We start from the raw sequence: 20785 nt of genomic DNA, 5'->3' as shown, positions 1-20785 counted from the left end.
CGATGGATCCCGGAACTGCGCCGCTTCGCGGCTTGTCCAGGATGACGGCGAGTTTCGTTGCGAGACGATAGAGGAAACCACCATGGACCTGCGTTTCACACCTGAGGAGATCGCCTTCCGCGACGAGGTGCGGACGTTCTTCCGCAGCGAGATTCCGGCCGAAATCCGCAAGAAGGTTTCGGAAGGCCGCGGCATGACGCGCGAAGACTACATCACCTCGCAGCGCGTACTGAACGCCAAGGGCTGGGCTGTGCCGCATTGGCCCAGGGAATGGGGCGGGCAGGACTGGACCGCGATCCAGCGCTACATTTTCACCGAGGAGATGCTGTTGGCCGCCGTGCCGCTGCCGCTGCAGTTCAACTGCTACATGGTCGGGCCGGTGATCGCCGCCTTCGGCAATCAGGCGCAGAAGGAAAAGCATCTCGCCAAGATCGCCAATCTCGACGAGTGGTGGTGCCAGGGGTTTTCGGAGCCGGGTGCCGGCTCCGACCTTGCCTCGCTCAAGACCAAAGCGGTGCGCGAGGGCGACCACTACATCGTCAACGGCCAGAAGACCTGGACGACACTCGGGCAATATGCCGACTGGATCTTCTGCCTTGTGCGCACCGACCCCGCGGCAAAGAAGCAGGCCGGCATCTCCTTCATCCTGATCGATATGAAGACGCCGGGCATCACCGTGCGTCCGATCATCACGCTGGAGGGCAGGCACGAGGTCAACGAGGTCTTCTTCGATAATGTGAAGGTGCCGGTCGAGAACCTCGTCGGGCAGGAGAACAAGGGCTGGGACTACGCAAAATTCCTGCTCGCAAACGAACGCACAGGCATCGCCCGCATCGGGCTGTCGAAGGAGCGACTGGCGCGGATCAAGCGGCTCGCCCGGGAGATGCCGTCTGGCGAGGGCATGGTCTGGGACGACCGCGACTTCCGCGAACGGCTGGCGGATGTCGAGATCGAATTGAAGGCGCTGGAGATCACGCAGATGCGGGTCGTCGCGGCGCAAGGCAAGCGCGACCCCAACAAGCCTGATCCGGCGTCGTCGATTCTGAAGATCAAGGGTTCGCAATTGCAGCAGGCGACGACCGAGCTTTTGCTGGAGGTCGCTGGCCCGTTCGCGTTGGCGGCCCCGATACGCTCAGGCGACCTGACCAACGACTGGCCGTTCGACTACGACTGGGCCGATGCGGCTGCCGCGAGCTATTTCAACAATCGCAAGGTCTCGATCTATGGCGGCTCGAACGAGATTCAAAAGAACATCATCGCCAAGGCTGTTTTAGGACTGTGAATTTGAGCTCGACCCGGTCATTTCCCTCCGCCGTCATCCCGGATCTGCGCGGCTGCGCCGCTTGTCCGGGATGACGGGGAGGGTGGACCGGCGGCACTGCGAACTTGAAAGAGACGCATCATGGATTTCGACCTTTCTCCTGAACAGACGCAGCTCAAGGACGGCGTCGAACGCCTGATGGCCGCGACCTACGGCTCGCTTGAGCAGCGCAAGGCGCAAGGCGCAGGCGCGCTCGGGTTCTCCGAGAAGACATGGGCTCAGTTCGCCGAAATGGGGCTGCTGGGCGTGCCGTTTGCCGAGGACGAGGGCGGCTTCGGCGGAGGTCCTGTCGAAACGCTGGTCGTGATGGAAGCTCTGGGCAAGGGGCTGGCGCTCGAACCTTATCTCGCCACCGTCGTGCTCGGCGGCGGCGCGGTCCGGCTCGGAGGTTCGGCGGCGCTGAAGGAACGGGTCATTCCCGGCATCGTCGAGGGAACGGCACGGCTGGCACTCGCTTTTACCGAGAAGCAGTCGCGCTACGATCTCTTCGATGTCGCGACAACCGCGAAGAAGGCGGCCGGCGGCCATGTGCTGGAGGGCGCGAAAAGCGTCGTCATCCATGGCGACAGCGCGCAGCATCTCGTCGTCAGCGCCCGCACCTCCGGCAACCGGCGCGACAGGGACGGCATCAGCCTGTTCCTCGTGCCGGCAAGTGCGCCGGGCGTGAAGATCCACGGCTACGCGACGCAGGATGGCGGGCGCGCCGCCGAGATCGCGCTGTCGGGCGTCGCCGTCTCCGAGGCCGACCTGATCGGGCGGGAAGGGCAGGGCCTGCCCATCCTGGAGCGCGTCGCCGAATACGCCATCGCTGCGCTGGCGGCCGAAGCGGTCGGCATCATGGATGCGCTGCATGCGCTGACCGTCGACTACCTCAAGACGCGCCAGCAGTTCGGCGCCCCGATCGGCCAGTTTCAGGTGCTGCAGCATCGCGCCGTCGACATGCTGATCGCGCTGGAGCAGGCCCGTTCGATGGCGGCCTATGCGGCGATGATGGTCGAGCATGAGGATGCGCGCGAGCGCGGGGCGGCGCTTTCCGCGGTCAAGGTCCAGGTCAACCGCTCCTGCCGCATAGTCGGCCAGGAGGCGGTGCAGCTCCATGGCGGCATCGGCATGACGATGGAATATCTCGGCGCGCATTACTTCAAGCGCCTGACCATGATCGAAAGCCTGTTCGGCGACACCGCCCATCATCTGCGCCTTGTCGATCGGGCCGGCGGGCTCGCCGCATGAGCGAGATCGGCAAGCTGCCGGCGGCGACCGCCTTCCTACTCTCGCACTGGCGCGCCGGCACGAAATGCGCGGGCATGCCGGAGGGGCTCGTCCCAGCAGATCGGCGCGAGGCCTATGCGATGCAGGCGCTGCTGGAGCGCGCAAGCCCGTCGCCGCTGTTTGGCTGGAAGATCGCCGCGACCAGCAAGGCGGGCCAGGCCCATATCGGCGTCAGCGGACCTCTGGCGGGCCGCATCCTGGCCGAGCGCGTGCTGGAAGACGGCGCGACGAGTTCGCTTGCCGGCAACGCCATGCTGGTCGCGGAGATCGAGTTTGCCTTCCGCATGGGGCGCGACCTCCCGCCGCGTGAAAATGCGTATGAGCAGAGCGAAGTACTCGATGCGGTTGCGTCCTTACATCCGGCGATCGAGGTGCCCGATTCCCGGTTCACGGATTTCGTTGCGGCCGGTGGCGTGCAACTCGTCGCGGACAATGCCTGCGCGCATGAATTCGTGCTCGGCGAGACGACAGGAGCCGATTGGCGCGGGCTTGATCTCGCCGCGTTCAGGCCGGTCGGCCGGATGCCGGGGCGGGTGGATCTGCCCGGCCTTGGGGCGAACGTGCTTGGCGATCCGCGTATCGCGCTGACGTGGCTCGTCAATGAGCTTTCGGGGCTCGGCGTGATGTTGAAGGCCGGCGAGGTGGTGACGACCGGAACCTGCGTCGTGCCGATCGCAATCGGGCCGGGCGACCGGCTCGATGCCGATTTCGGAGTACTGGGCCGGGTTTCGGTCAGCTTCGCCTGAGGGTTCAGTCCAGCCAGGTCGTGAAAGCCTCGACCGGTTCGCGCTCGGGCACAAGTGCATTGGCGGGCGCGTCGGGGTCGGCCCTGCCGATGGCGACGCCGCAGACCACGACCTCGCTCTCGGGGATCGCGAGTTCGCGACGCACCGCCGGGTGGAAGCGCGCGAAGATCGCCTGCGGGCAGGAGTTCAGCCCGTGGCCCTGCGCGGCGATCAGGATGTTCTGCACGAACATGCCGAGATCGAGCCAGGAGCCGATCTGGAGGTCGCGGTCGATCGTCACCATCAATGCGACTGGCGCGTCGAAGAAGCGCAGGTTCGCGGCCGTCTGGCGCTTCATGCCGGCGGTGTCGCCTTTCTTGACGCCCAGAAGACCATACAAATCCCAGCCGACCTTGCGACGGCGCGAGAGATAGGGCTCGACGAAGCTCTCGGGGTAGTAGCGGTACTCCTCAGCCGGGGGCAGGTCGGGCGAATCGAGCGCGGCGATCAGCGCCGGCTCAAGTCTGGCGCGGGCCTGCGGGCCGATGATGCGGACCTTCCAGGGCTGCATGTTGGTGCCACTGGGCGCCTGCGCGGCAATGGCAAGGATATGACGCACGAGCGCAGGGTCGACCGGATCGGGCAGGAAGGCGCGCACCGCCCTGCGGGAGGCGATGGCGCGGTCGACGGCGTTGGCGTCAGTCATTTCGAGTCAGCCTGCCTTGCGCTGTTCCAGGAACGCCGCATGTTCGGTGACGAGCCTACCCGCAAGCGCCTCGGCGATCAGGGCACGGGTCTCCGGGATGCCGTAGATTGCCGCGAAGGAGCCGAAGCGCGGACCCTGATCCTCGCCGAACATCACCTGATAGATCGCCTTCCACCAGTCGCCGGAGACGCCCGGCCGCTCGGGCGTCGCGTTCTTGGCGGTGAGGTTCTGGTAGCGCGGGATCGCGCGCGCGACGTCGAGCGCAGTATCCTGGACCATTTCGGCGCTGGCGTCGGCCGGCAGCCGGTCGAGCGCGGCGTCGAGCGTCAGGAACGCGGCGCGCTCCGTTTCATCGGCAAGACGATAATGCTTCGCCGGCTTCACGAAATCGCGGAAATAGGCAATCGCGTAGCCGACGAGCGCATCGAGCCGTGGATGAGTCTCGGGCGAAATCGAAGGCGAATAGCGCTGCAGGAAACCCCAGAGCACTGCCTTATCTTCGGAGTTCGCCACCGCGACGAGGTTCATCAGCAGGCCGAAGCTGATCTGCGTCCGAACCGCGTTGTCGCCTTCGCCGGAAGAAACGACCTCCGGCTGCGGCGGTTCGCCGTCATGGATGTGCCAGACCGGATTGCCGAGGCGGTTCTTCCAGTCCTGGCGCTCATAACCGCCGAGGAACTGCAGATATTCGTCGACAGCGCGCGGGATCACGTCGAAGTGCAGCTTCTTGGCCTCGCGCGGACGCTGGAACATGTAGAGCGACAGGCTCTCGGGGCTGGCATAGGTCAGCCATTCGTCGATGGTCAGGCCGTTGCCCTTCGACTTCGAGATCTTCTGGCCCTGCTCGTCGAGGAAGAGCTCGTAGTTGAAGCCCTCGGGCGGTGTGGCGTCGAGGGCGCGCGCGATCGCCGAGGAGACCTTGACCGAGTCGATCAGGTCCTTGCCGGCCATCTCGTAATCGATGCCGAGCGCGACCCAGCGCATGGCCCAGTCGGGCTTCCATTGCAGCTTGACGTGGCCGCCGGTGACCGGGGTGACGAAGCGCTCGCCCGTCGCGGGATCGGCCCAGGCGATGGTGCCGGCCTCGACATCGACCTCGTCGATCGGCACCTGCATGACGACGCGGGTCGTCGGGTGGATCGGCAGGAAGGGCGAATAGGTCGCGGCCCGCTCCTCGCGCAGCGTCGCCAGCATGATCTTCATCACCGCGTCGTAGCGCGCGAGCACCTTGAGCAGCGTCGCGTCGAATTCGCCGGCCCGATAGGCGTCGGTCGAGGACTTGAACTCGTAGTCGAAGCCGAACTGGTCGAGGAAGGCGCGCAGGCGAGCATTGTTGTGCCGGCCAAACGAGTCATGCGTGCCGAAGGGATCGGGCACTTCGGTCAGCGGCTTGCCGAGATTGGCCGCGAGCAGCTCCTTGTTGGGGACGTTGTCGGGGACCTTGCGAAGGCCGTCCATGTCGTCCGAGAACGCGATCAGCCGGGTCGGCACGGCATCGCAGGTCAGCACGCGAAAAGCGTGGCGGACCATCGAGGTGCGCGCGACCTCCCCAAAAGTGCCGATATGGGGCAGGCCCGAGGGACCATAGCCGGTCTCGAACAGCACCTCCTTCTTGCCCGATTTCTCGATCCGCGCCACGAGCTTGCGTGCTTCCTCGAACGGCCAGGCGGCCGAACGCTGGGCGGCGTCCACAAGGGCGGGATCAAAAGCGGGCATGATGACGTCAGTCCTCTCCACGGAGCGCAAGAAAGCGGGTCAGGGGCTTTGGCAGATCGCGAAGGGCTGCGTCAATGCACGGGGAGGGCGCGGGCCATCCGCCGGGAGCGCTTGCCGAGGCTGGTCACGGGTATAGGCTGGCGCTGGAATGGCCTGCATAAGGATGACGATCTTGGACCGCGATCTGCACGAAACCCTGACACGCTGGCGTCGGCATCTCCACACGCATCCGGAGCTCGGACGCTTTGAGACGGCGACGAGCGCGTTCGTCCAGGAGAAGCTGACCGAGCTCGGCGTGCCCTTCGTCGCCGGCGTCGGCGGCCATGGCGTCGTAGCGACATTGACGCGCGGACGCTCCGAGCGTTCGGTCGGCCTGCGCGCCGACATGGACGCGCTGCCGATCGCGGAGGCCAACGACCTGCCCTACAAATCCGCCTCGCCCAATGTGATGCACGCCTGCGGTCATGACGGGCACACCGTCTCGCTGCTCGGCGCTGCCGCGCTGCTTGCCCGCGACGAGAGCTGGAGCGGCACCGTGCAACTCGTCTTCCAGCCGGCAGAGGAAGGGGCCGGCGGGGCGCAGGCGATGCTCGCCGATGGCGTGCTGGAGCGTTTCCCGATGGAGCGCGTCTTCGCGCTGCATAACTGGCCGGGACTGGAGGCAGGCACGATCGCGGTGCATCGCGGCCCGGTGATGTCCGAGCCCGGACGCTTCAAGATCACGCTCCAAGGTACCGCCGGCCACGCCGCCAAGCCCGACCTGACGCGCGATCCGATCGTCGCCATCGGCCACCTTATCGTCGCGCTCCAGACGGTGGTGGCGCGCAATGTCGATCCGATGGATTCCGCCGTGGTATCGATCGGGCAGGTTCATGGCGGGCTCGCCTCCAACCAGATTCCGACCAGCGTTTTCCTCGAAGGCACCTTCCGCACCTTCGTGCCCGCGATCCGCGACCGGGTGCTGGCACGGATCAACGGCATCGCGCAAAACATCGCCGCGACCTTCGAGATGCAGGCGCAAGTCGAGACGATGTATGGCGCCGCCACGGTCAACACTGCGGCGGAAGAAGACATCGCCGCAGCGGCAGGCGAGGCGGCAGGTCTTTCCGTCCGGCGCGATCTCAAGGCCAGCACCACCGGCGAGGACTTCGCCCATTTTCTGGAGCGTCGGCCCGGCTGCTACATCTGGATCGGCAACGGGCCGGTAATGGATGGCGGCGAGCTCCACAACGACCGCTACGATTTCAACGACGCCATCCTGCCAGCCGCCGCCGGATGGCTTGCTGCCGTCGCGAAACAGGCGCTGGTGACGAACGCGCCGGTCAGCCGAATTTGACGAGGTTGTGAAGAGGCAGCGGCTCGCCGAGCCCGCTTTGGCAGATGGCGTGGGGTATGCATGTTATGTCTCGCGGCGACAGGTCTGGATTTCTGCGATGGCGATGGATGGCGTTCCGCCCGATCAGGGACTGATCGATCGGCTGGACCTTGCGCGGACGACGGCGTCTGTCGGTCGCATCCTGTTTGAAGGGCTGACGCCTTACGGGGTTCGCGGGCTGTTTGCCGGATCGTTCCCGATCCTGCCGCCGGCGGCGCTCGGCGACATCGTCGCCGGGGCGGTGGTCTATGCGCAGATTTCGCCGCAGGGCTGGCAGAGCAGCTATTCGCGCCAGGGGCTCGACGAGGGGAATCCGGTGATCCTGGCTCTCGGGCGCACCATCAGCCCTTTTCGCTGGAGCGAAGGCGGCGTCGACGCGCTGAAGGGCTGGAAGGGTCTCGATCTCGCGCGGCAACTTGGCGTCGAGGACGGCCTGGCGGTGCCTTGCCGTGAGCCGGGCGGGCGTGAGGGCGTCGTCAGCATGGCGTTCGAGCGCTTCGCATTTTCATCGCGCGAACTCAGGGCGATCCAGTTCGCGGCGCTGGTCGCGCATGAGCGGATCGTGGTGCTGAGCGCCGGTCAGACGCGCCCGTCGCAGCCGCTGACCCCGCGTGAGCGCGATTGCCTCGCCTTCGTCGCCGACGGCAGGGCGGACGCCTATATCGCCGACAAGCTCGGCGTGTCCCCGACCACGATCCACAGCCACATTGAGAACGCCAAGCGCAAGCTCGGCGCCCGGACGCGTGCGCAAGCCGTGGCAAGGCTTTTTGCGCGCGGCCTGTTCTGAGAGCGACGCAGCAGAAGCCGACTCAGAACGGGCTGACCGGAAAGAAGCGCAGATAGAGCCGCGCATAGGAGCCGTCGTCCCAAAGCGATTGCAGGGCGTAGTCGAGGCCGCGCTTCAAGGCGAGATCGTCCTTGCGCATGAGGAAGCCGACCCCCTCGCCGAAATAGCTACTCTCCAGGAAGGGGCCGCCGGTAAAGGCGAGTTCGCCCGCGCCGCTGCTGCCGGCCAGGATCAATGACAACGCGACGCCGTCGGCAAAGATGAATTCGGCCTCGCCGCTACGCAAGGCCGAGATCGCGCCTGCGAGCGTTCCCGTCTCGCGGCGCTGGACAAAGGGCATCAGCCGCTCGAGGAACGCCTGATGCGCCGTGCCGCCGATGACGGCGACGCGCTTGCCCTGGAGCGTGCGCGGGTCGAGTTCGCTTTGGGCGTTGCCACGTGTCGTGGCGAAGCGCGCGGTGCTGCGGAAGTAGAGATGGCTCGCGGCGAAGCGGCCGCGCAGTTGCGGCGTCAGGTTGATCGCGGCGGCCAGCACGTCGCCGCGCCCCTCGGCCAGCGAGTCGAGCAGCGTATCGAAGCGGCGCGCCTGAATGGTGCATGTCCAGCCGAGCTTTTCGCAGGTCGCGCGGGCTAGCTCGACCGAGAAGCCGGTGAGGCCGCCGTCGGGGGAGGGGAAATGCAGCGGCGGATATTCGTCGTCGGTGAGGAATCGGACCACGCGCTGTGGCCCGGGCTCGGGCCGATCGACCCTGATCCGCGGGTCCCAGAAATTCGGCACCGCGACGCGCGACTGCGCCATGGCCTGACCGGCGATCAGGAGCAGGCCAAGGCAAAGGCAGGCAGGGATGGCGAACCGCTTCATGGCCGTATCTGGCGCGAGGTCGGACGCGGGATCAAGGGGATTGGCAAAACGCCATCGCGATCAACCGCGGCGATCGGGCATCCATCATCGGGCGCAGTCGGCCCTTTACGATGGATTCCGGGTCTCCGCTTCGCTGCGCCCGGAATGACGAAGTGGTTCCGCGCTATCGCGGCCTAGGACGTCAGACCTGCCGCCGTCGCCCTGGCGCCCTTGTCGAACAGTGTCGCCAGATGTCGCGTGACGGCTTGCGTGAAGTGCGCCTCGCGCGGCAGGTCGGTACCGAAAATGCTCTCGATCCCGAGCAAGGCGACGCTCAGCGCCCCGGCGTCACGGCCGGCTGTCGCAGCGCGTTTGGCGAATTCCGCCGCGAGCGGATCGCGCACGTCGATCGGAGCGCCCTTTTCATCCGTGCCGGCGACGTAGCGCATCCAGGCGGCGACGCCGAGCGCAAGATGGGCGACCGGCGCGCCGGCTTTCAACCGCTCGCGGATGGTGCCGAGCAGGCGCTGCGGCAGTTTTTGGGAACCGTCCATGGCGATCTGCCAGGTCCGATGGCGGATCGCCGGGTTCTGGAAGCGCGCCAGCAGGGCGCCCGCATAGTCCGGCAGCACGACGCCCTGTGGGGCGGGCACGGCAGGAATGATCTCGTTCCACATCCCCGCAAGGTAGCGAGCGAAGACCGGATCGTTGCTGGCGTCCGACACGGTTTCCTGGCCGGCGAGATAGCCGAGATAGGCCAAGCTGGAATGCGCGCCATTGAGCATGCGCAGCTTCATGAATTCGAACGGCGCGACCTCCGAGACCATCTGCGCGCCGACGTCTTCCCATCTCGGGCGGCCCATCGCAAAGACGTCCTCGACCGCCCATTGCCGGAACGGCTCGCCGATGACGGGGGCGGCGTCGTGGGCTCCGAGCAGCCCCTCGACCTCGGCGATGTCGGCGTCGGTCGTTGCGGGGACGATGCGGTCGACCATCGTCGCCGGGAAGGCGCCGTTGGCTTCGATCCAGCTTGCCAGACCGTCATCGCCGAGCGCCGCGAAGTCGCGCGCGAGGCCGGCAAGCACATGGCCGTTCGACGGGAGATTGTCGCAGCAGAGCGCGGTGAAGGGGCCCAGGCCCGCAGCCCTGCGGGCTCTCAGGCCGGCGACGAGGAGGCCGATGGCGGAACGCGGAGCCGAAGGGTTCGCCAGATCGTGGACGATGTCGGGATGGTCGGCCTTGAGCCTGCCGGTCGCGGGGTCGTGGCAATAGCCCTTCTCGGTGACGGTCAGGGAGACGACGCGGGTTTCGGGCGAGGCCAGTCTGGCGATCAGCGTGGCCGGGTTCTCGGGCGCGACCAGCACGTCGAGCACCGCGCCGACGACGCGCAGTTCCGGCCCGGCGGGGCTGCGCTTGAGGAAGGTATAGAGACTGTCCTGGGGCTTCAGCCTGTCGCGCTGGTCGGGCCGCTGCAGGCTTGCTCCGATGATGCCCCAGGCGCCGAATTCCTGCTCCAGGGCGTCGTCGGTGTATTCGCAGAGATGGGCGCGCGCAAAAGCGCCAAGCCCGAGATGGACGATGCCCGGCGTCAGCTTCGCGCGGTCATAGGCGGGGCGGCGGACAGCCGGCGCGAGGCCGGGCAGCGAGGCGGTCGTCAGTCGTGTCACCGGAAAACGCTCGGCAGCCAGAGGGAGAAGGCTGGAACATACGTTACCAGCATGAGCACGGTCAGGCTCGCGCCGTAGAACGGCCAGATCGAGCCCATCGCCTGCCAGATCGAGATCCGGCCAATGGCGCAGCCGACGAAGAGCACCGCGCCGACCGGCGGCGTGCACAGGCCGATGCCGAGGTTGAGGATCAGGATCGCGCCGAAATGCACCGGATCCATGCCGAAGGCGGTGACGACGGGCAGGAAGATCGGTGTGGTGATGATGATCAGCGGCGACATGTCCATGAAGGTGCCGAGGAACAGCAGCAGCAGGTTGATCATCAGGAAGATCACCAGCGGCTCGTTCGAGATCGAGCGCATGAAGGTGACCATGGCGGCGGGCACCTGGAAAAACGCCAGCAGCCAGCCGAAGGAAGCGGCGCAGCCGATCACCAGCAACACCATGGCGGTGGTGCGGACGGCAGCGAAGGTCGCCTCCTTGAATTCCTGCAGGTTCATGCCGCGATAGACGAGGATCGTGACGAGAAGGGCGTAGACGGAGGCGATGCAGGAGCTTTCGGTCGCCGTGAAGACGCCGGAGCGCACGCCGCCGAAGATGATGCCGATCAGGATGATGCCCGGAAAGGCGGCGAGCGCGTAGGTCGCGACCGTGGCCCAGCCGGGGAAGGGCTCGGCGGGGTAGCCGCGCTTGCGGGCGACGATCCAGGTGGTGGTCATCAGGGCCGCGGCCAACATCAGGCCAGGTATGATGCCGGCGGTGAAGAGGTCCGCGATCGAGATCGCCCCGCCCGCCGAGAGCGAATAGATGATCATGTTGTGCGAGGGCGGGATCAGCAGCGCGATGATCGCTGCCGAGACCGTGACGTTGACGGCAAAGGCGGTGTCGTAGCCGCGCTTCTGCATCTGCGGGATCATCAGGCCGCCAATGGCCGACGCGTCGGCGACGGCCGAACCCGAGATGCCGCCGAACAGCGTGGATGCGGCGATGTTGACCTGACCGAGGCCGCCGCGCATGTGGCCGACGAGCGAGCCGGCGAACCGCACCAGCCGCTCGGCGATGCCGCCGCGGATCATCAGGTCGCCGGCATAGATGAAGAATGGGATCGCCATCAGCGAGAAGACGCTGATTCCGGAGTTGAGCCGTTGGAACACGATCAGCGGCGGAATTCCCATGTAGACGACGGTCGCCAGCGAGGCCACTCCGAGGCAAAACGCAATCGGTGTGCCGATCAGAAGCAGCGCGACGAAGCTTCCAAAAAGGACGATCAGCTCGGAGCTCATGCGGTGGTCCCGTCTTCGCGGCCGGTGGCGAGATTATAGAGGTGTTCGAGGGTGAAGAAGGAAATCAGTGCGCCGCCGCCGAGCAACGGCATGAAATCGACGCCGCCGGGCCAGCCGAGGATCGGGATCGTCGCGCTCCAGGTGCCGACGACAAGATCCCAGCCGTACCAGACCATGGCGATGCCGAAGGCGAGCACGACGAGATGGCTGACAGCCGCCATCGTCTTGGCGGGAATGCCGGGAAAGGCGAGCCGCAGAATGTCGAAGCCGAGATGATAGCCCTCGCGGACGCCAACGGCAGCGCCAAGCAGAATGAACCAGCCCATAAGCTGGATCGAGAGGGCCTCGGTCCAGGTCGGCGTGCTGTTGAGAATGTATCGCCCGAAGACCTGCCACGACACGGCGAGCGTCATGGCGATGAGCCCGATCCCCGAGATCCAGAGGGCGAGCGACGCCAGAAAGTTCGAGAGCTTGTGCAAAGGCCCGGCCATGGCGACTCCAGGAGTTTGGGAGCGGAGGGAAAAGACGGGCCGGCAATCTGGCCGACCCGCCTTGTCCGACAGTGACGGCGCTTACTTGACCGCCTGAATCTTGGCGACGAGGTCCTTCAGCGCCGCGTCGGTGACGAACTTGTCGTAGACCGGCTTCATCGCGTCGATGAAGGGCTGCTTTTCGACCGCGTTGATGATGGCGCCGCCGGCCTTGACCTTGGCTTCCGACGCCTTCTCGCGGGCGTCCCAGAGTTCGCGCATTTTCAGGACCGACTCCTTGCCGGCGACCTTGACGATCTCCTGGTCTTCCTTGGACAGCTTGTCGAAGCTCTTCTTCGACATCACCAGCACCTCCGGCGAAAGCGAATGCTCGGTGACCGAATAGAACTTCGAGACCTCGTAGTGCTTGGTCGATTCATAGGACGGCCAGTTGTTTTCCGCGCCGTCGATGACGCCGGTCTGGAGCGCCGAATAGACCTCGCCGAAGGCCATCGGCGTGGCGTTGGCGCCGAGCGCCGAGACCAGGCTGACGAACATGTCCGACTGCTGGACGCGGATCTTCATGCCCTTCATGTCGGCCGGCGTGTTGATCGGCCGCTTGCCGTTGTAGAAGGAGCGCGAGCCGGAATCGTAGAAGGCGAGCCCGATCAGATCGTGCTTCTCGAATTCCTTGAGGATGGAGTCGCCGATCGGCCCGTCCATGACCTTCCGCATATGGTCGACCGAGCGGAAGATGAAGGGTAGCGACGGCACGTTCGTCGCCGGGATCAGATTGTTGAACGGCGCCATATTGATGCGGTTGATGTCGATGACGCCGAAGCGGGTCTGTTCGATCGTGTCCTTCTCCTGGCCGAGCTGGGCCGAGTGGAAGACGTTGATCTTGAGGCGGCCCCTGGTGCGCTCCTCGAGCAGCTTGCCGAGATGGCGGACGGCCTCGACGGTCGGATAGTCGGTCGGGTGGATATCGGTCGAGCGCAGCACGGTCTGGGCGCTGGCGCCGGTTGCGACCGAAGCGAGGATGGCTACGCCCGCGAGCGCGCCGAACATGCGTCTGGTGATCGTCATAATGGTCTTCTCCCGTTATGTTCGCCGGCTTTGCCGGTCGTTCTTGCCCCTTGGTGGGTCCCGTCCGGCACCTGCCGGCAGGGCTGGTCTCAGAGAAATTCCGTTCGCATCGGCGTGAAGGAATCGATCAGCTGGCCGGCCTCGACGGCGACGACGCCATGGACGAGATCGGCCGGTACGAAGAAGGTGTCGCCCGCGACGAGGCGCTCCGTTTTGCCGTCGATGGTGACGTCGAAGACGCCGCTCTCGACGTAGGAACCCTGGCGATGGGGATGCTGATGGGCCTTGCCGACCGCGCCGGCCTCGAAAACGACGCGCACGATCATCAGATCGGGCCCATAGGCCATGATCTTGCGCTTGACGCCGGGCTCGGTCGCCTCCCAGGCGAAGTCGGCCTCGTGCTGGAAGAAGGAATTGAGACGGTCACTCATCGCGCCAGCCAGCCTCCGTCGACGGGAATGATCGCGCCGTGCATGTAGCTCGCCGCGTCGCTCGCCAGGAACACCGCCGCGCCGCCGATATCGGCCGATTTGCCCCAGTGGCCGGCGGGGATGCGGGCGAGGATCGCGGTGCTGCGGTCGGGGTCCTCGCGCAGCGCCTGCGTGTTGTTGGTCTCGATGTAACCCGGCGCGATCGCGTTCACATTGATGCCATGGACCGCCCATTCGCAGGCCAGCAATTTGGTGAGGCCGGCGACGCCGCTCTTGCTGGCGGTGTAGGAGGCGACCCGGATGCCGCCCTGAAATGACAGCATCGAGGCGATGTTGACGATTTTACCACCGCGCTTGCCGTCGAGGCAGCCGCGCGCGAAAGCCTGCGCCAGGAAGAAGCCGACCTTGAGGTTGACGTTAATCACGTCGTCCCAGTCGGCCTCGCCGAAATCGACCGCGTCGGCGCGCCGGATGATGCCGGCATTGTTGATCAGGATGTCGAGCGGACCGGCCAGATCCTGCGCTTGGCCGATCAGCTCAGGGGCGACGCCGCGCTTCTGCAGGTCGACCTTGAGCGGGAAACAGACGCCGCCAGCAGTTGCGACCAGCGCCACAGTCTCGTCCATGCCCGAGCGCCCGGCCGCCACCACCTTTGCGCCGGCCTGCGCCAGCGCCAGTGCAATGCCCTGGCCGATGCCGGTGTTGGCGCCGGTCACCAGCGCGGTGCGGCCGGTCAGGTCGAAGGGTGAGCGCGCCGCCATCAGCGCAGCGTATCCACGGGGGCTGCGTCCATGTCGGTGAACTCGACATTGTCGCCGGCCATGGCCCAGACGAAGGCGTAGTTCGAGGTGCCGCAGCCGCAATGGATCGACCAGTTCGGCGAGATAATCGCCTGCTCGTTGGCGACAAGCAGATGGCGCGTCTCCTGCGGCTCGCCCATGAAATGGAAGACGCGGTGGGCGGGATCGAGGTTGAAGTAGAGATAGGCCTCCATCCGCCGCGTATGGGTATGGCAGGGCATCGAATTCCAGACCGAGCCCGGCTCCAGCGCCGTCATACCCATGACCAGCTGGTTGGTGCCGGTGGTGTTGGGCATGATGTATTGCCGGATCGTGCGCTTGTTGGAGGTCTCAGGGCTTCCCAGATGCAGCGTGTTCGCCTCGTCCTTGCGGATGATCTGATGGGGCGCCTCGCGATGGGCCGGCGCGCTGGTTAGATAGAACTTGGCCGGGTTGGCCGCATCCGCGCTGGCGAAAGCGACCTCGCGCGCGCCCATGCCGACATAGAGTGCGTCGAGCGAGGGCAGCTCGAAAACCTTGCCGTCAACCGTGACCGAGCCCGCGCTGCCGAGATTGATGACGCCGAGTTCGCGGCGAGCGAGAAAGAAGGGCGTGCCGGTGGGGGCGTAAGGCTGGAGCGCCAGCGCCCCCGTCGTCGGCATCGCGCCGCCGACGACCATGCGGTCATAGTGGCTGTAGGTCAGCGCGATCTCGCCTGGGACGAAGATGCGCTCGATCAGGAAATCCTCGCGCAGGGCTTGCGTATCGTAGCCCTTGACGTCGCGGGGATGGGCGGCCTGACGTTCGTCGATCATGGGTTTGCCGGTCACAGGCGATAGGCCTCCTTGGCCAGGCGATAGGCGAGATCGTGAGCGACTTCAGCCGCCTCGTCCTCGTCGAGCCGGTGTTCGGCGACGAGCTTGGCGAGGTAGGTGCAGTCGCAGCGGCGGGCGACATCGTGGCGCGCCGGGATCGAGAGATAGGCGCGCGTGTCGTCGTTGAAGCCGACGGTGTTGTAGAAGCCGGCGGTCTCGGTGGTCAGTTCGCGGAAGCGCAGCATGGCTTCTGGCGCATCGAGGAACCACCATCCGGGTCCGAGCCGCAGCGCCGGGTAGTGGCCGGCCAGCGGGGCGAGTTCGCGCGAATAGCTGGTCTCGTCGAGTGTGAAGGCGATCACGGTCAGGCCCGGCTCGTTGCCGATGGCGTCGAGCAGCGGCTTCAGCGCGGTGACGTAGTCGGTCTGGCGCGGAATATCGGCCCCCATGTCGCGGCCGAAAGCTTCGAACAGACCCGCATTGTGATTGCGGAAGGAGCCGGGATGGATCTGCAGCACGAGCCCGTCATCAAGGCTCATCTTGCCCATTTCAGTGAGCATCTGGCCGCGAAACAAATCGGCTTCCTCGGCCGAGACCTTGCCCTTCACGACCTTGGCGAAGAGCTTCTCGCACTCGGCCCGGGACAGGTTGGCGGTGCGCGCCGTGGCGTGGCCGTGGTCCGACGAGGTCGCGCCGCGTTCGATGAAATAGGCCCGGCGCTGGCGATGGGCCGCGAGATAACCGGTCCAGGACACGACATCCTCGCCGGTCATCTCGCCGAATGTCCCGAGATTATCCGCGAAGCCCTCGAATTCCGGATCGACGACGCTGTCTGGGCGGTAGGCGGTGACGACCTTGCCGCCCCACCCCGATGCCTTGATCATGTCGTGCCATTTCAGCGGGTCGAGCGCACCTTCCGTGGTCGAAATCGCCTCGATGTTGAAGCGCTCGAACAAAGCGCGGGGCCGGTATTCCGGCTCGTCGAGCTTCTCGGCGATGCGATCGTAGATCGTGTCGGCATTGGCGGGCGTTAGCCGCTCCTCGATGCCGAAGATGCTGGAAGCGGCGTGCTCGAACCACAGCCGCGTCGGTGTGCCGCGAAAGAGGTGCCAGTGGCTGGCGAAGAGCTGCCAGATCTTGCGCGGATCGGCCTTGGCCTTGTCGGCTCCTTGGCCGCCGTCTTTCCGCGCGATGCCGAGGTCTTCCAGCCGGACGCCTTGCGAGTACAGCATGCGGAAGATGTAGTGGTCGGGTTTGACGAAGAGCGTCGCCGGATCGGGAAAAGCCTCGTTCTCGGCAAACCAGCGCGGGTCGGTGTGACCATGCGGGGAGATGATCGGGAGATCGCGAATCGTGGCGTAGAGCCGCCGCGCGATGCCGCGCGTCACAGGGTCGGAGGGAAACAGGCGGTCGTCGTGCAACAGCATGGAGCTTTGGTTCCGAGCCGTCGGCGGGACGGCAACGTCAGGTGGGGAGAGCTGAATATACTAATATACTAGCGTGTCAAAGCGCCCCCTGCTAAGCCTTTTGTCGACATCGTTTCGCCGCTGCGCAACTCTGTCGTGGCCAAGGCGCGAAACGGGATGAGGCTGACACGGCATGTCGGATGGGACAGGGACGCAGGCTGCAGCGCCCGATCAGCTTCGCCGTGAGCGGCGCCCCCAACGTCCCGTCGCGGCGAGCCCCGCGCGCTCGACGGCTGCGTCTCTGGTGCAGGACGCGGTGCGGCAGGCGATCCTGGCGATGCAGATTCCGCCCGGCGCAGCCCTGGTCGAAAAAGAATTGACCGCGCGCTTCGGCATCAGCCGCACGCCGGTGCGCGAGGCCCTGATCAAGCTGCGCGAGGAGGGGCTGGTCGAGGTCTTTCCGCAGGCCGGCACCTTCGTGGCGCGGATTCCGATCGAGGCCATCCCTGAGGCCGTGTTCATCCGGCAGGCGCTGGAATGCGCGACGATTGAACTCGTGACAGGCATCGCGACGCCCGAAATCGTCGCCAGGCTCGACGCCGTCATCGCGCGCCAGCATGAGGCTTTGGACGAGGGCGATCAGGAGCGCTTCCATCTCGCCGACGAAGCCTTCCACGAGACGATCGCGTTCTGCGCCGGCTATCCCGGCATCTGGAAGCTCGCCCAGGCGGCCAAGAGCCAGATCGACCGCTGCCGGCGCATGACGCTGCCGGTGCCCGGCCGCATGGCGATGGTGATCCGCGAGCATCTGTCGATCGTCGACGCCGTCCGCCGCTCGGATGGGCCGGCCGCGCAGGCCGCGATGCGCCGGCATCTCGGAACGCTGCTACCCGATCTCGTGCATCTGCGCGCCGAACATCCGGACTATTTCGTCTAGCTGCGGCATTCCGCAAGGCCGTCGAACCGCAAGGTTCGGTGTGACGCGACGATCAGGCGCCGCCGGCAAATTCCTTCAGAACGGCCCGCATGGCGTCGGTGACCGGCGTGGCGCACCGCCCGGCCCTGTCGACGAGAACGATGGTCGATTGCGCCAGCGCTGCGCAGGCCCCATCGCGAAACAGCGCCTGCGTCATCACGATCGACGATGTTCCGATCCTGGCGATGCGCAGCGCCGTTTCGATCGTGCCGGGCCAATGCAATTCGTCGAAGTAATCGATCTCGAAGCGGGCGAGCACGAAATAGGCGTCAGCGCCCGGCCTCAACCCCTCGCGCATGAGCAGCATGCTACGGCTGCTCTCCATCAACGACCCGAACGCGCCGTTGTTGACGTGGCCGAGCTTGTCCGTATCGGCGAAGCGGAGTTCCATCGGGATCACCCACGGAAATTCCGCGAGCGCCGGCTTGGGAGGCCGATTTTTCTGCATGGCCAAGTATCCACCTTCATAGGCGGGCATGCCCCGCATCATGATGCTTAGAGCGCTACGCCGTGAAGGCGGCAAGAGCCGAAGGACGCAAGGTCCGCCAGCCGGCGTCGGCATCGAGATGGGCGCGGCGCAACTCGCTGGTCATTCGGGCCAGTTGATCGCGATGGACGAGACGACAGGTCTCACCGCCCTGATCGCAGGGCTCGACGACATGAATTCCTTATCTCCCAAGACCTTGTCCAGTGCGCCTGGCCTGGCCTTGCGATCGGGATCGAATCGCAGCGAGATCGTGCAGCCGGCGCCCGGCTTCGCAAGACTGCCGCCCGACCAATCGCCAGCATAGCCACCATTGTCCCAGCCGAAGCCGAGGATGGTGAAAGGCCGACCGTTGATCGCCTCGACTTCGGAGATGGCGGCCCCGATGTAAATCCGCCGCTGATCGGGCGCGGGCGGCACGAACATCCAGTTCTGGCCCTGACGCATCGCGATGGTGCTGGGGCGGCGCCGCCTCGCACTGTCGTGCCAAAGCACTTCCAGACGGCGTCCGGGATCCTTCCCGAACACGACCGTTCCGAGTTCGGTGGAGCCTTCGCCGATGTCTATGTCCGCGCTCGCAACGTTGGCGGCTCCGAACGTTTCGATCAGTGTCGCCTGGCTGGCGTCTCTCGCAAATGGACCTGAGCAATTTAGCAGCGCCGCCGGAGGTCGAGCGAAGAGAGACGATGGAGCGGCGATGAGGAATAAGCTTGCGGACAGCAGAACCCGAACGCTAGACATGGATCATCCTCCAGGTGATTTGCAGTGTGCTTTGTCGTAATCTGGCGAGCCGGGTCAAATCTCCAGCCCCAAGAGAGCTTGCATGTCCGAGAACAACGAAGAGCGCCTTGGCCTGTCGGCGATGGTCGTGGCGGCTTATGTCGCGCACAACAACGTCACGCGCGGCAAACTGATCGGGCTGATCGAGAGCACCTATGCCGCCTTCGAGCGCCTCGACGGCGAACCCGTGGCAGCGCCTGCCGAGCCGCTGGTGCCGGCGGTCTCGATCCGGCGCTCGATCACGCCGGAGTTCCTGATCTGCCTGGAAGACGGCAAGAAGTTCAAATCGCTGAAGCGCCATCTCAACAGCAAATATGGCCTCAGCCCCGACCAGTACCGCGCCAAATGGGGCCTGCCGGCCGATTATCCGATGGTCGCGCCGGCCTATGCCGAGGCGCGCTCGGTGCTCGCAAAATCGATCGGGCTCGGCCGCAAGGCCGGAACGACGGTCAAGCCGACCGCCCGCGCAAAGGCCAAGGCCAAGGGTTAGGAGACGCTCGCGGCCCAGCGCTCTCCATCCTGCTCGACGCGACCCTCCGATTGCAGCTTGAGCAGATGGGCCGTGACGTTGCGCTCGGCGGCGCGACGCAGCCAGGGATCGGTCTTCGAGTAGAGCCGGTCGACCAGGTCCCACGTCCCCGCCGGGCCGTCTTCGAGGGCGGCCGCGATCGCGTTCTCGCGCTTCAGCCTGAAATCGATCAGTGCCTGAACGTAGGGCCGCGGTTCGGGCAAGGGTGGGCCGTGGCCAGGCAGATACAGCGCGTCGTCGCGCGCAAGCATGCGGCGCAGGCTCGCGACATAGTCTGTCATGTCGCCGCCTGGCGGCGAGACGATGCTGCTCGACCACGACATGACGTGGTCGGCGCTAAAAACGAGACCGTCTGGCCGCGCGAAGCAGAGATGGTCGCTGGCATGGCCCGGCGTATGGAGCGCGACCATTCCCGCGACGACGTCGCCATCCCTGAGCAGGACATCGGGCGTGAAGGACGGATCGCCGCTGAGATGGAAGGCATGTGTCCGCGCGCCGGTTTGCGCCTGCAGCGACGCCGTCGCGCCAAGATGGTCGGAGTGGGTGTGGCTGAGCAGGATCATGGTGATCGCGCCGCCGGTCGCCCGCATGATGTCCTCGATATGGCCGTGGTCGACCGGGCCGGGATCGAGCACGATGAAGCTGTCGCCGTCCTCGATCAGGTAGGTGTTCGTGCCGTGATAGGTCATCAGGCTCGGATTTCTGGCGACGATGCGGGAAATGCCGGGAACCACGGGCAGCGCGACGCCGCGCCGGGGTTCCGCTTCGGTCAGGAAGGCCAAGTCTTTCACCTGTCGGAATGTCTGAGGAAGTCACCGCCCATTCGGCGCAGGCAAGCGCGGCGAAGACAATGCCGTTCGACGCTCAACGGGTCAGGCAGAAACGCGGATCGCGCCGTCGCTGTGCTGTGAGGCGGCGCGGCGCTGCTGCGGCAGCAGGAAGGGTAGCCCCGGCCCCGGCGCACGGCTCAGGCTGAGGTCGATCCTGAAGACCTGGCGCAGCAGGGCCTGGTTGAGTGTCGCCGCCGGGGCGCCCTGCGCGACGATGCGGCCCTGATCCATGACCACCGGCTCGTCGGCACAGGTCACGGCGAGGTTGAGGCGATGTTCAAGGTCTTCGTCCGCCGCGACGAAAGCCGCGCCTTGATCGCGGAGCAGGCCGCGCGGTCCGAGGCGCTCAAGACCGGGTTCGCCTGAGCGCCAGCCGATCCGGATTGGCGCAGGCCCGGTTCTGGCGTCTTAGAGATTTTGCAGGGTTTTCCTGCGCGGTTGGGTGTGTGGACATGGTGGGAGTCCGGCCGGGCCGAGTCCCGGCAGAGAGGCCTGTTGCGTTGATGCGT

Annotated in this window: 22 protein-coding genes; 7 read left to right on the top strand and 15 right to left on the bottom strand. The window is 65.9% G+C overall.

The window, feature by feature from the left end; genetic code table 11:
- Positions 1–82 precede the first annotated feature (82 nt).
- The 3 genes from pimC (at position 83) to AC1DZY_RS03520 (ending at position 3336) form a co-directional block, all read left to right on the top strand.
- The gene (gene pimC, locus AC1DZY_RS03530; RefSeq protein WP_476818665.1) at positions 83–1282 is read left to right on the top strand and encodes a pimeloyl-CoA dehydrogenase large subunit; all 1200 of its coding nucleotides are present in this window, start codon (positions 83–85) and stop codon (positions 1280–1282) included.
- Between the two features lie 120 nt (positions 1283–1402).
- Complete coding sequence (locus tag AC1DZY_RS03525) at positions 1403–2551, top strand: acyl-CoA dehydrogenase family protein (protein ID WP_476818664.1); 1149 nt, start codon at positions 1403–1405, stop codon at positions 2549–2551.
- Complete coding sequence (locus AC1DZY_RS03520; RefSeq protein ID WP_476818663.1) at positions 2548–3336, top strand: 2-keto-4-pentenoate hydratase; 789 nt, start codon at positions 2548–2550, stop codon at positions 3334–3336. The genes AC1DZY_RS03525 and AC1DZY_RS03520 overlap by 4 nt, the downstream gene beginning before the upstream one ends.
- A gap of 4 nt (positions 3337–3340) precedes the next feature.
- Here AC1DZY_RS03520 and AC1DZY_RS03515 read toward each other — a convergent pair whose 3' ends face one another.
- Both AC1DZY_RS03515 and AC1DZY_RS03510 read right to left on the bottom strand, forming a co-directional pair.
- On the bottom strand, positions 3341–4021 hold the full coding sequence (locus AC1DZY_RS03515) for a nitroreductase (RefSeq protein ID WP_476818662.1): 681 nt from the start codon (positions 4019–4021) through the stop codon (positions 3341–3343).
- A gap of 6 nt (positions 4022–4027) precedes the next feature.
- Entirely contained in the window at positions 4028–5737 is a 1710-nt protein-coding gene (locus AC1DZY_RS03510) for a lysine--tRNA ligase (RefSeq protein ID WP_476818661.1), read from the bottom strand.
- A 172-nt stretch (positions 5738–5909) separates the two neighbouring features.
- Here AC1DZY_RS03510 and AC1DZY_RS03505 point away from each other — a divergent pair, with 172 nt between their 5' ends.
- Together AC1DZY_RS03505 and AC1DZY_RS03500 are read left to right on the top strand one after the other, a co-directional pair.
- Positions 5910–7073, top strand: coding sequence for an amidohydrolase (locus tag AC1DZY_RS03505; protein WP_476818660.1), 1164 nt, complete (start codon positions 5910–5912; stop codon positions 7071–7073).
- 97 nt (positions 7074–7170) lie between these two features.
- Positions 7171–7899 carry a helix-turn-helix transcriptional regulator gene (locus tag AC1DZY_RS03500; RefSeq protein ID WP_476818659.1) on the top strand — a complete coding sequence of 243 codons (729 nt, stop codon included), beginning with the start codon at positions 7171–7173 and terminating at the stop codon, positions 7897–7899.
- Positions 7900–7921: 22 nt separating this feature from the next.
- Here the strand turns inward: AC1DZY_RS03500 and AC1DZY_RS03495 are convergent, their stop codons facing one another.
- From AC1DZY_RS03495 to uxaC, 9 genes are all read right to left on the bottom strand, one after another.
- Positions 7922–8761, bottom strand: a complete 840-nt coding sequence (locus AC1DZY_RS03495; RefSeq protein WP_476818658.1) for a transporter substrate-binding domain-containing protein — start codon at positions 8759–8761, stop codon at positions 7922–7924.
- A 173-nt stretch (positions 8762–8934) separates the two neighbouring features.
- Positions 8935–10407 carry a mannitol dehydrogenase family protein gene (locus AC1DZY_RS03490; RefSeq protein WP_476818657.1) on the bottom strand — a complete coding sequence of 491 codons (1473 nt, stop codon included), beginning with the start codon at positions 10405–10407 and terminating at the stop codon, positions 8935–8937.
- A complete protein-coding gene (locus AC1DZY_RS03485; protein WP_476818656.1) occupies positions 10404–11690 on the bottom strand; it encodes a TRAP transporter large permease in 1287 nt (428 codons plus the stop codon). The genes AC1DZY_RS03490 and AC1DZY_RS03485 overlap by 4 nt, the downstream gene beginning before the upstream one ends.
- On the bottom strand, positions 11687–12181 hold the full coding sequence (locus AC1DZY_RS03480; protein WP_476818655.1) for a TRAP transporter small permease: 495 nt from the start codon (positions 12179–12181) through the stop codon (positions 11687–11689). The genes AC1DZY_RS03485 and AC1DZY_RS03480 overlap by 4 nt, the downstream gene beginning before the upstream one ends.
- Positions 12182–12262: 81 nt before the next feature.
- Positions 12263–13246 carry a TRAP transporter substrate-binding protein gene (locus AC1DZY_RS03475; protein WP_476818654.1) on the bottom strand — a complete coding sequence of 328 codons (984 nt, stop codon included), beginning with the start codon at positions 13244–13246 and terminating at the stop codon, positions 12263–12265.
- A gap of 89 nt (positions 13247–13335) precedes the next feature.
- Complete coding sequence (locus tag AC1DZY_RS03470; RefSeq protein ID WP_476818653.1) at positions 13336–13677, bottom strand: cupin domain-containing protein; 342 nt, start codon at positions 13675–13677, stop codon at positions 13336–13338.
- Positions 13674–14438 carry a 2-dehydro-3-deoxy-D-gluconate 5-dehydrogenase KduD gene (kduD, locus tag AC1DZY_RS03465; RefSeq protein ID WP_476818652.1) on the bottom strand — a complete coding sequence of 255 codons (765 nt, stop codon included), beginning with the start codon at positions 14436–14438 and terminating at the stop codon, positions 13674–13676. The genes AC1DZY_RS03470 and kduD overlap by 4 nt, the downstream gene beginning before the upstream one ends.
- Positions 14438–15271 (bottom strand): 5-dehydro-4-deoxy-D-glucuronate isomerase, encoded by an 834-nt coding sequence (gene kduI / locus AC1DZY_RS03460; RefSeq protein ID WP_476818799.1) that lies wholly within the window; start codon positions 15269–15271, stop codon positions 14438–14440. Before kduI ends, kduD begins: the two co-directional genes overlap by 1 nt.
- A gap of 11 nt (positions 15272–15282) precedes the next feature.
- Complete coding sequence (gene uxaC, locus AC1DZY_RS03455; protein ID WP_476818651.1) at positions 15283–16698, bottom strand: glucuronate isomerase; 1416 nt, start codon at positions 16696–16698, stop codon at positions 15283–15285.
- 172 nt (positions 16699–16870) lie between these two features.
- Here uxaC and AC1DZY_RS03450 point away from each other — a divergent pair, with 172 nt between their 5' ends.
- A complete protein-coding gene (locus AC1DZY_RS03450) occupies positions 16871–17614 on the top strand; it encodes a GntR family transcriptional regulator (protein WP_476818650.1) in 744 nt (247 codons plus the stop codon).
- A 52-nt stretch (positions 17615–17666) separates the two neighbouring features.
- On the opposite strand, the gene AC1DZY_RS03445 is transcribed toward AC1DZY_RS03450, so the two are convergent.
- The gene (locus AC1DZY_RS03445) at positions 17667–18101 is read right to left on the bottom strand and encodes an acyl-CoA thioesterase (protein WP_476818649.1); all 435 of its coding nucleotides are present in this window, start codon (positions 18099–18101) and stop codon (positions 17667–17669) included.
- A gap of 141 nt (positions 18102–18242) precedes the next feature.
- A complete protein-coding gene (locus AC1DZY_RS03440; protein WP_476818648.1) occupies positions 18243–18878 on the bottom strand; it encodes a hypothetical protein in 636 nt (211 codons plus the stop codon).
- Between the two features lie 82 nt (positions 18879–18960).
- Here AC1DZY_RS03440 and AC1DZY_RS03435 point away from each other — a divergent pair, with 82 nt between their 5' ends.
- The gene (locus tag AC1DZY_RS03435; protein ID WP_476818647.1) at positions 18961–19407 is read left to right on the top strand and encodes a Ros/MucR family transcriptional regulator; all 447 of its coding nucleotides are present in this window, start codon (positions 18961–18963) and stop codon (positions 19405–19407) included.
- Here AC1DZY_RS03435 and AC1DZY_RS03430 read toward each other — a convergent pair.
- Both AC1DZY_RS03430 and AC1DZY_RS03425 read right to left on the bottom strand, forming a co-directional pair.
- A complete protein-coding gene (locus AC1DZY_RS03430; protein ID WP_476818646.1) occupies positions 19404–20228 on the bottom strand; it encodes an MBL fold metallo-hydrolase in 825 nt (274 codons plus the stop codon). The genes AC1DZY_RS03435 and AC1DZY_RS03430 overlap by 4 nt on opposite strands.
- Before the next feature lie 90 nt (positions 20229–20318).
- Positions 20319–20534 (bottom strand): hypothetical protein, encoded by a 216-nt coding sequence (locus tag AC1DZY_RS03425; RefSeq protein WP_476818645.1) that lies wholly within the window; start codon positions 20532–20534, stop codon positions 20319–20321.
- Between the last annotated feature and the right edge of the window lie 251 nt (positions 20535–20785).

The organism is Allobosea sp. P2_A10, assembly GCF_056405115.1.
This window is presented reverse-complemented; position numbering and strand designations above follow the sequence as displayed.

What these genes read in the sequence shown, in the direction of transcription:
- pimC (WP_476818665.1), top strand. Translation starts at nt 83, where the DNA reads ATGGACCTGCGTTTCACACCTGAGGAGATCGCCTTCCGCGACGAGGTG.
- AC1DZY_RS03525 (WP_476818664.1), top strand. Translation starts at nt 1,403, where the DNA reads ATGGATTTCGACCTTTCTCCTGAACAGACGCAGCTCAAGGACGGCGTC.
- AC1DZY_RS03520 (WP_476818663.1), top strand. Translation starts at nt 2,548, where the DNA reads ATGAGCGAGATCGGCAAGCTGCCGGCGGCGACCGCCTTCCTACTCTCG.
- AC1DZY_RS03515 (WP_476818662.1), bottom strand. Translation starts at nt 4,021, where the DNA reads ATGACTGACGCCAACGCCGTCGACCGCGCCATCGCCTCCCGCAGGGCG.
- AC1DZY_RS03510 (WP_476818661.1), bottom strand. Translation starts at nt 5,737, where the DNA reads ATGCCCGCTTTTGATCCCGCCCTTGTGGACGCCGCCCAGCGTTCGGCC.
- AC1DZY_RS03500 (WP_476818659.1), top strand. Translation starts at nt 7,171, where the DNA reads ATGGCGATGGATGGCGTTCCGCCCGATCAGGGACTGATCGATCGGCTG.
- AC1DZY_RS03495 (WP_476818658.1), bottom strand. Translation starts at nt 8,761, where the DNA reads ATGAAGCGGTTCGCCATCCCTGCCTGCCTTTGCCTTGGCCTGCTCCTG.
- AC1DZY_RS03485 (WP_476818656.1), bottom strand. Translation starts at nt 11,690, where the DNA reads ATGAGCTCCGAGCTGATCGTCCTTTTTGGAAGCTTCGTCGCGCTGCTT.
- AC1DZY_RS03480 (WP_476818655.1), bottom strand. Translation starts at nt 12,181, where the DNA reads ATGGCCGGGCCTTTGCACAAGCTCTCGAACTTTCTGGCGTCGCTCGCC.
- AC1DZY_RS03475 (WP_476818654.1), bottom strand. Translation starts at nt 13,246, where the DNA reads ATGACGATCACCAGACGCATGTTCGGCGCGCTCGCGGGCGTAGCCATC.
- AC1DZY_RS03470 (WP_476818653.1), bottom strand. Translation starts at nt 13,677, where the DNA reads ATGAGTGACCGTCTCAATTCCTTCTTCCAGCACGAGGCCGACTTCGCC.
- kduD (WP_476818652.1), bottom strand. Translation starts at nt 14,438, where the DNA reads ATGGCGGCGCGCTCACCCTTCGACCTGACCGGCCGCACCGCGCTGGTG.
- kduI (WP_476818799.1), bottom strand. Translation starts at nt 15,271, where the DNA reads ATGATCGACGAACGTCAGGCCGCCCATCCCCGCGACGTCAAGGGCTAC.
- uxaC (WP_476818651.1), bottom strand. Translation starts at nt 16,698, where the DNA reads ATGCTGTTGCACGACGACCGCCTGTTTCCCTCCGACCCTGTGACGCGC.
- AC1DZY_RS03450 (WP_476818650.1), top strand. Translation starts at nt 16,871, where the DNA reads ATGTCGGATGGGACAGGGACGCAGGCTGCAGCGCCCGATCAGCTTCGC.
- AC1DZY_RS03445 (WP_476818649.1), bottom strand. Translation starts at nt 18,101, where the DNA reads ATGCAGAAAAATCGGCCTCCCAAGCCGGCGCTCGCGGAATTTCCGTGG.
- AC1DZY_RS03440 (WP_476818648.1), bottom strand. Translation starts at nt 18,878, where the DNA reads ATGTCTAGCGTTCGGGTTCTGCTGTCCGCAAGCTTATTCCTCATCGCC.
- AC1DZY_RS03435 (WP_476818647.1), top strand. Translation starts at nt 18,961, where the DNA reads ATGTCCGAGAACAACGAAGAGCGCCTTGGCCTGTCGGCGATGGTCGTG.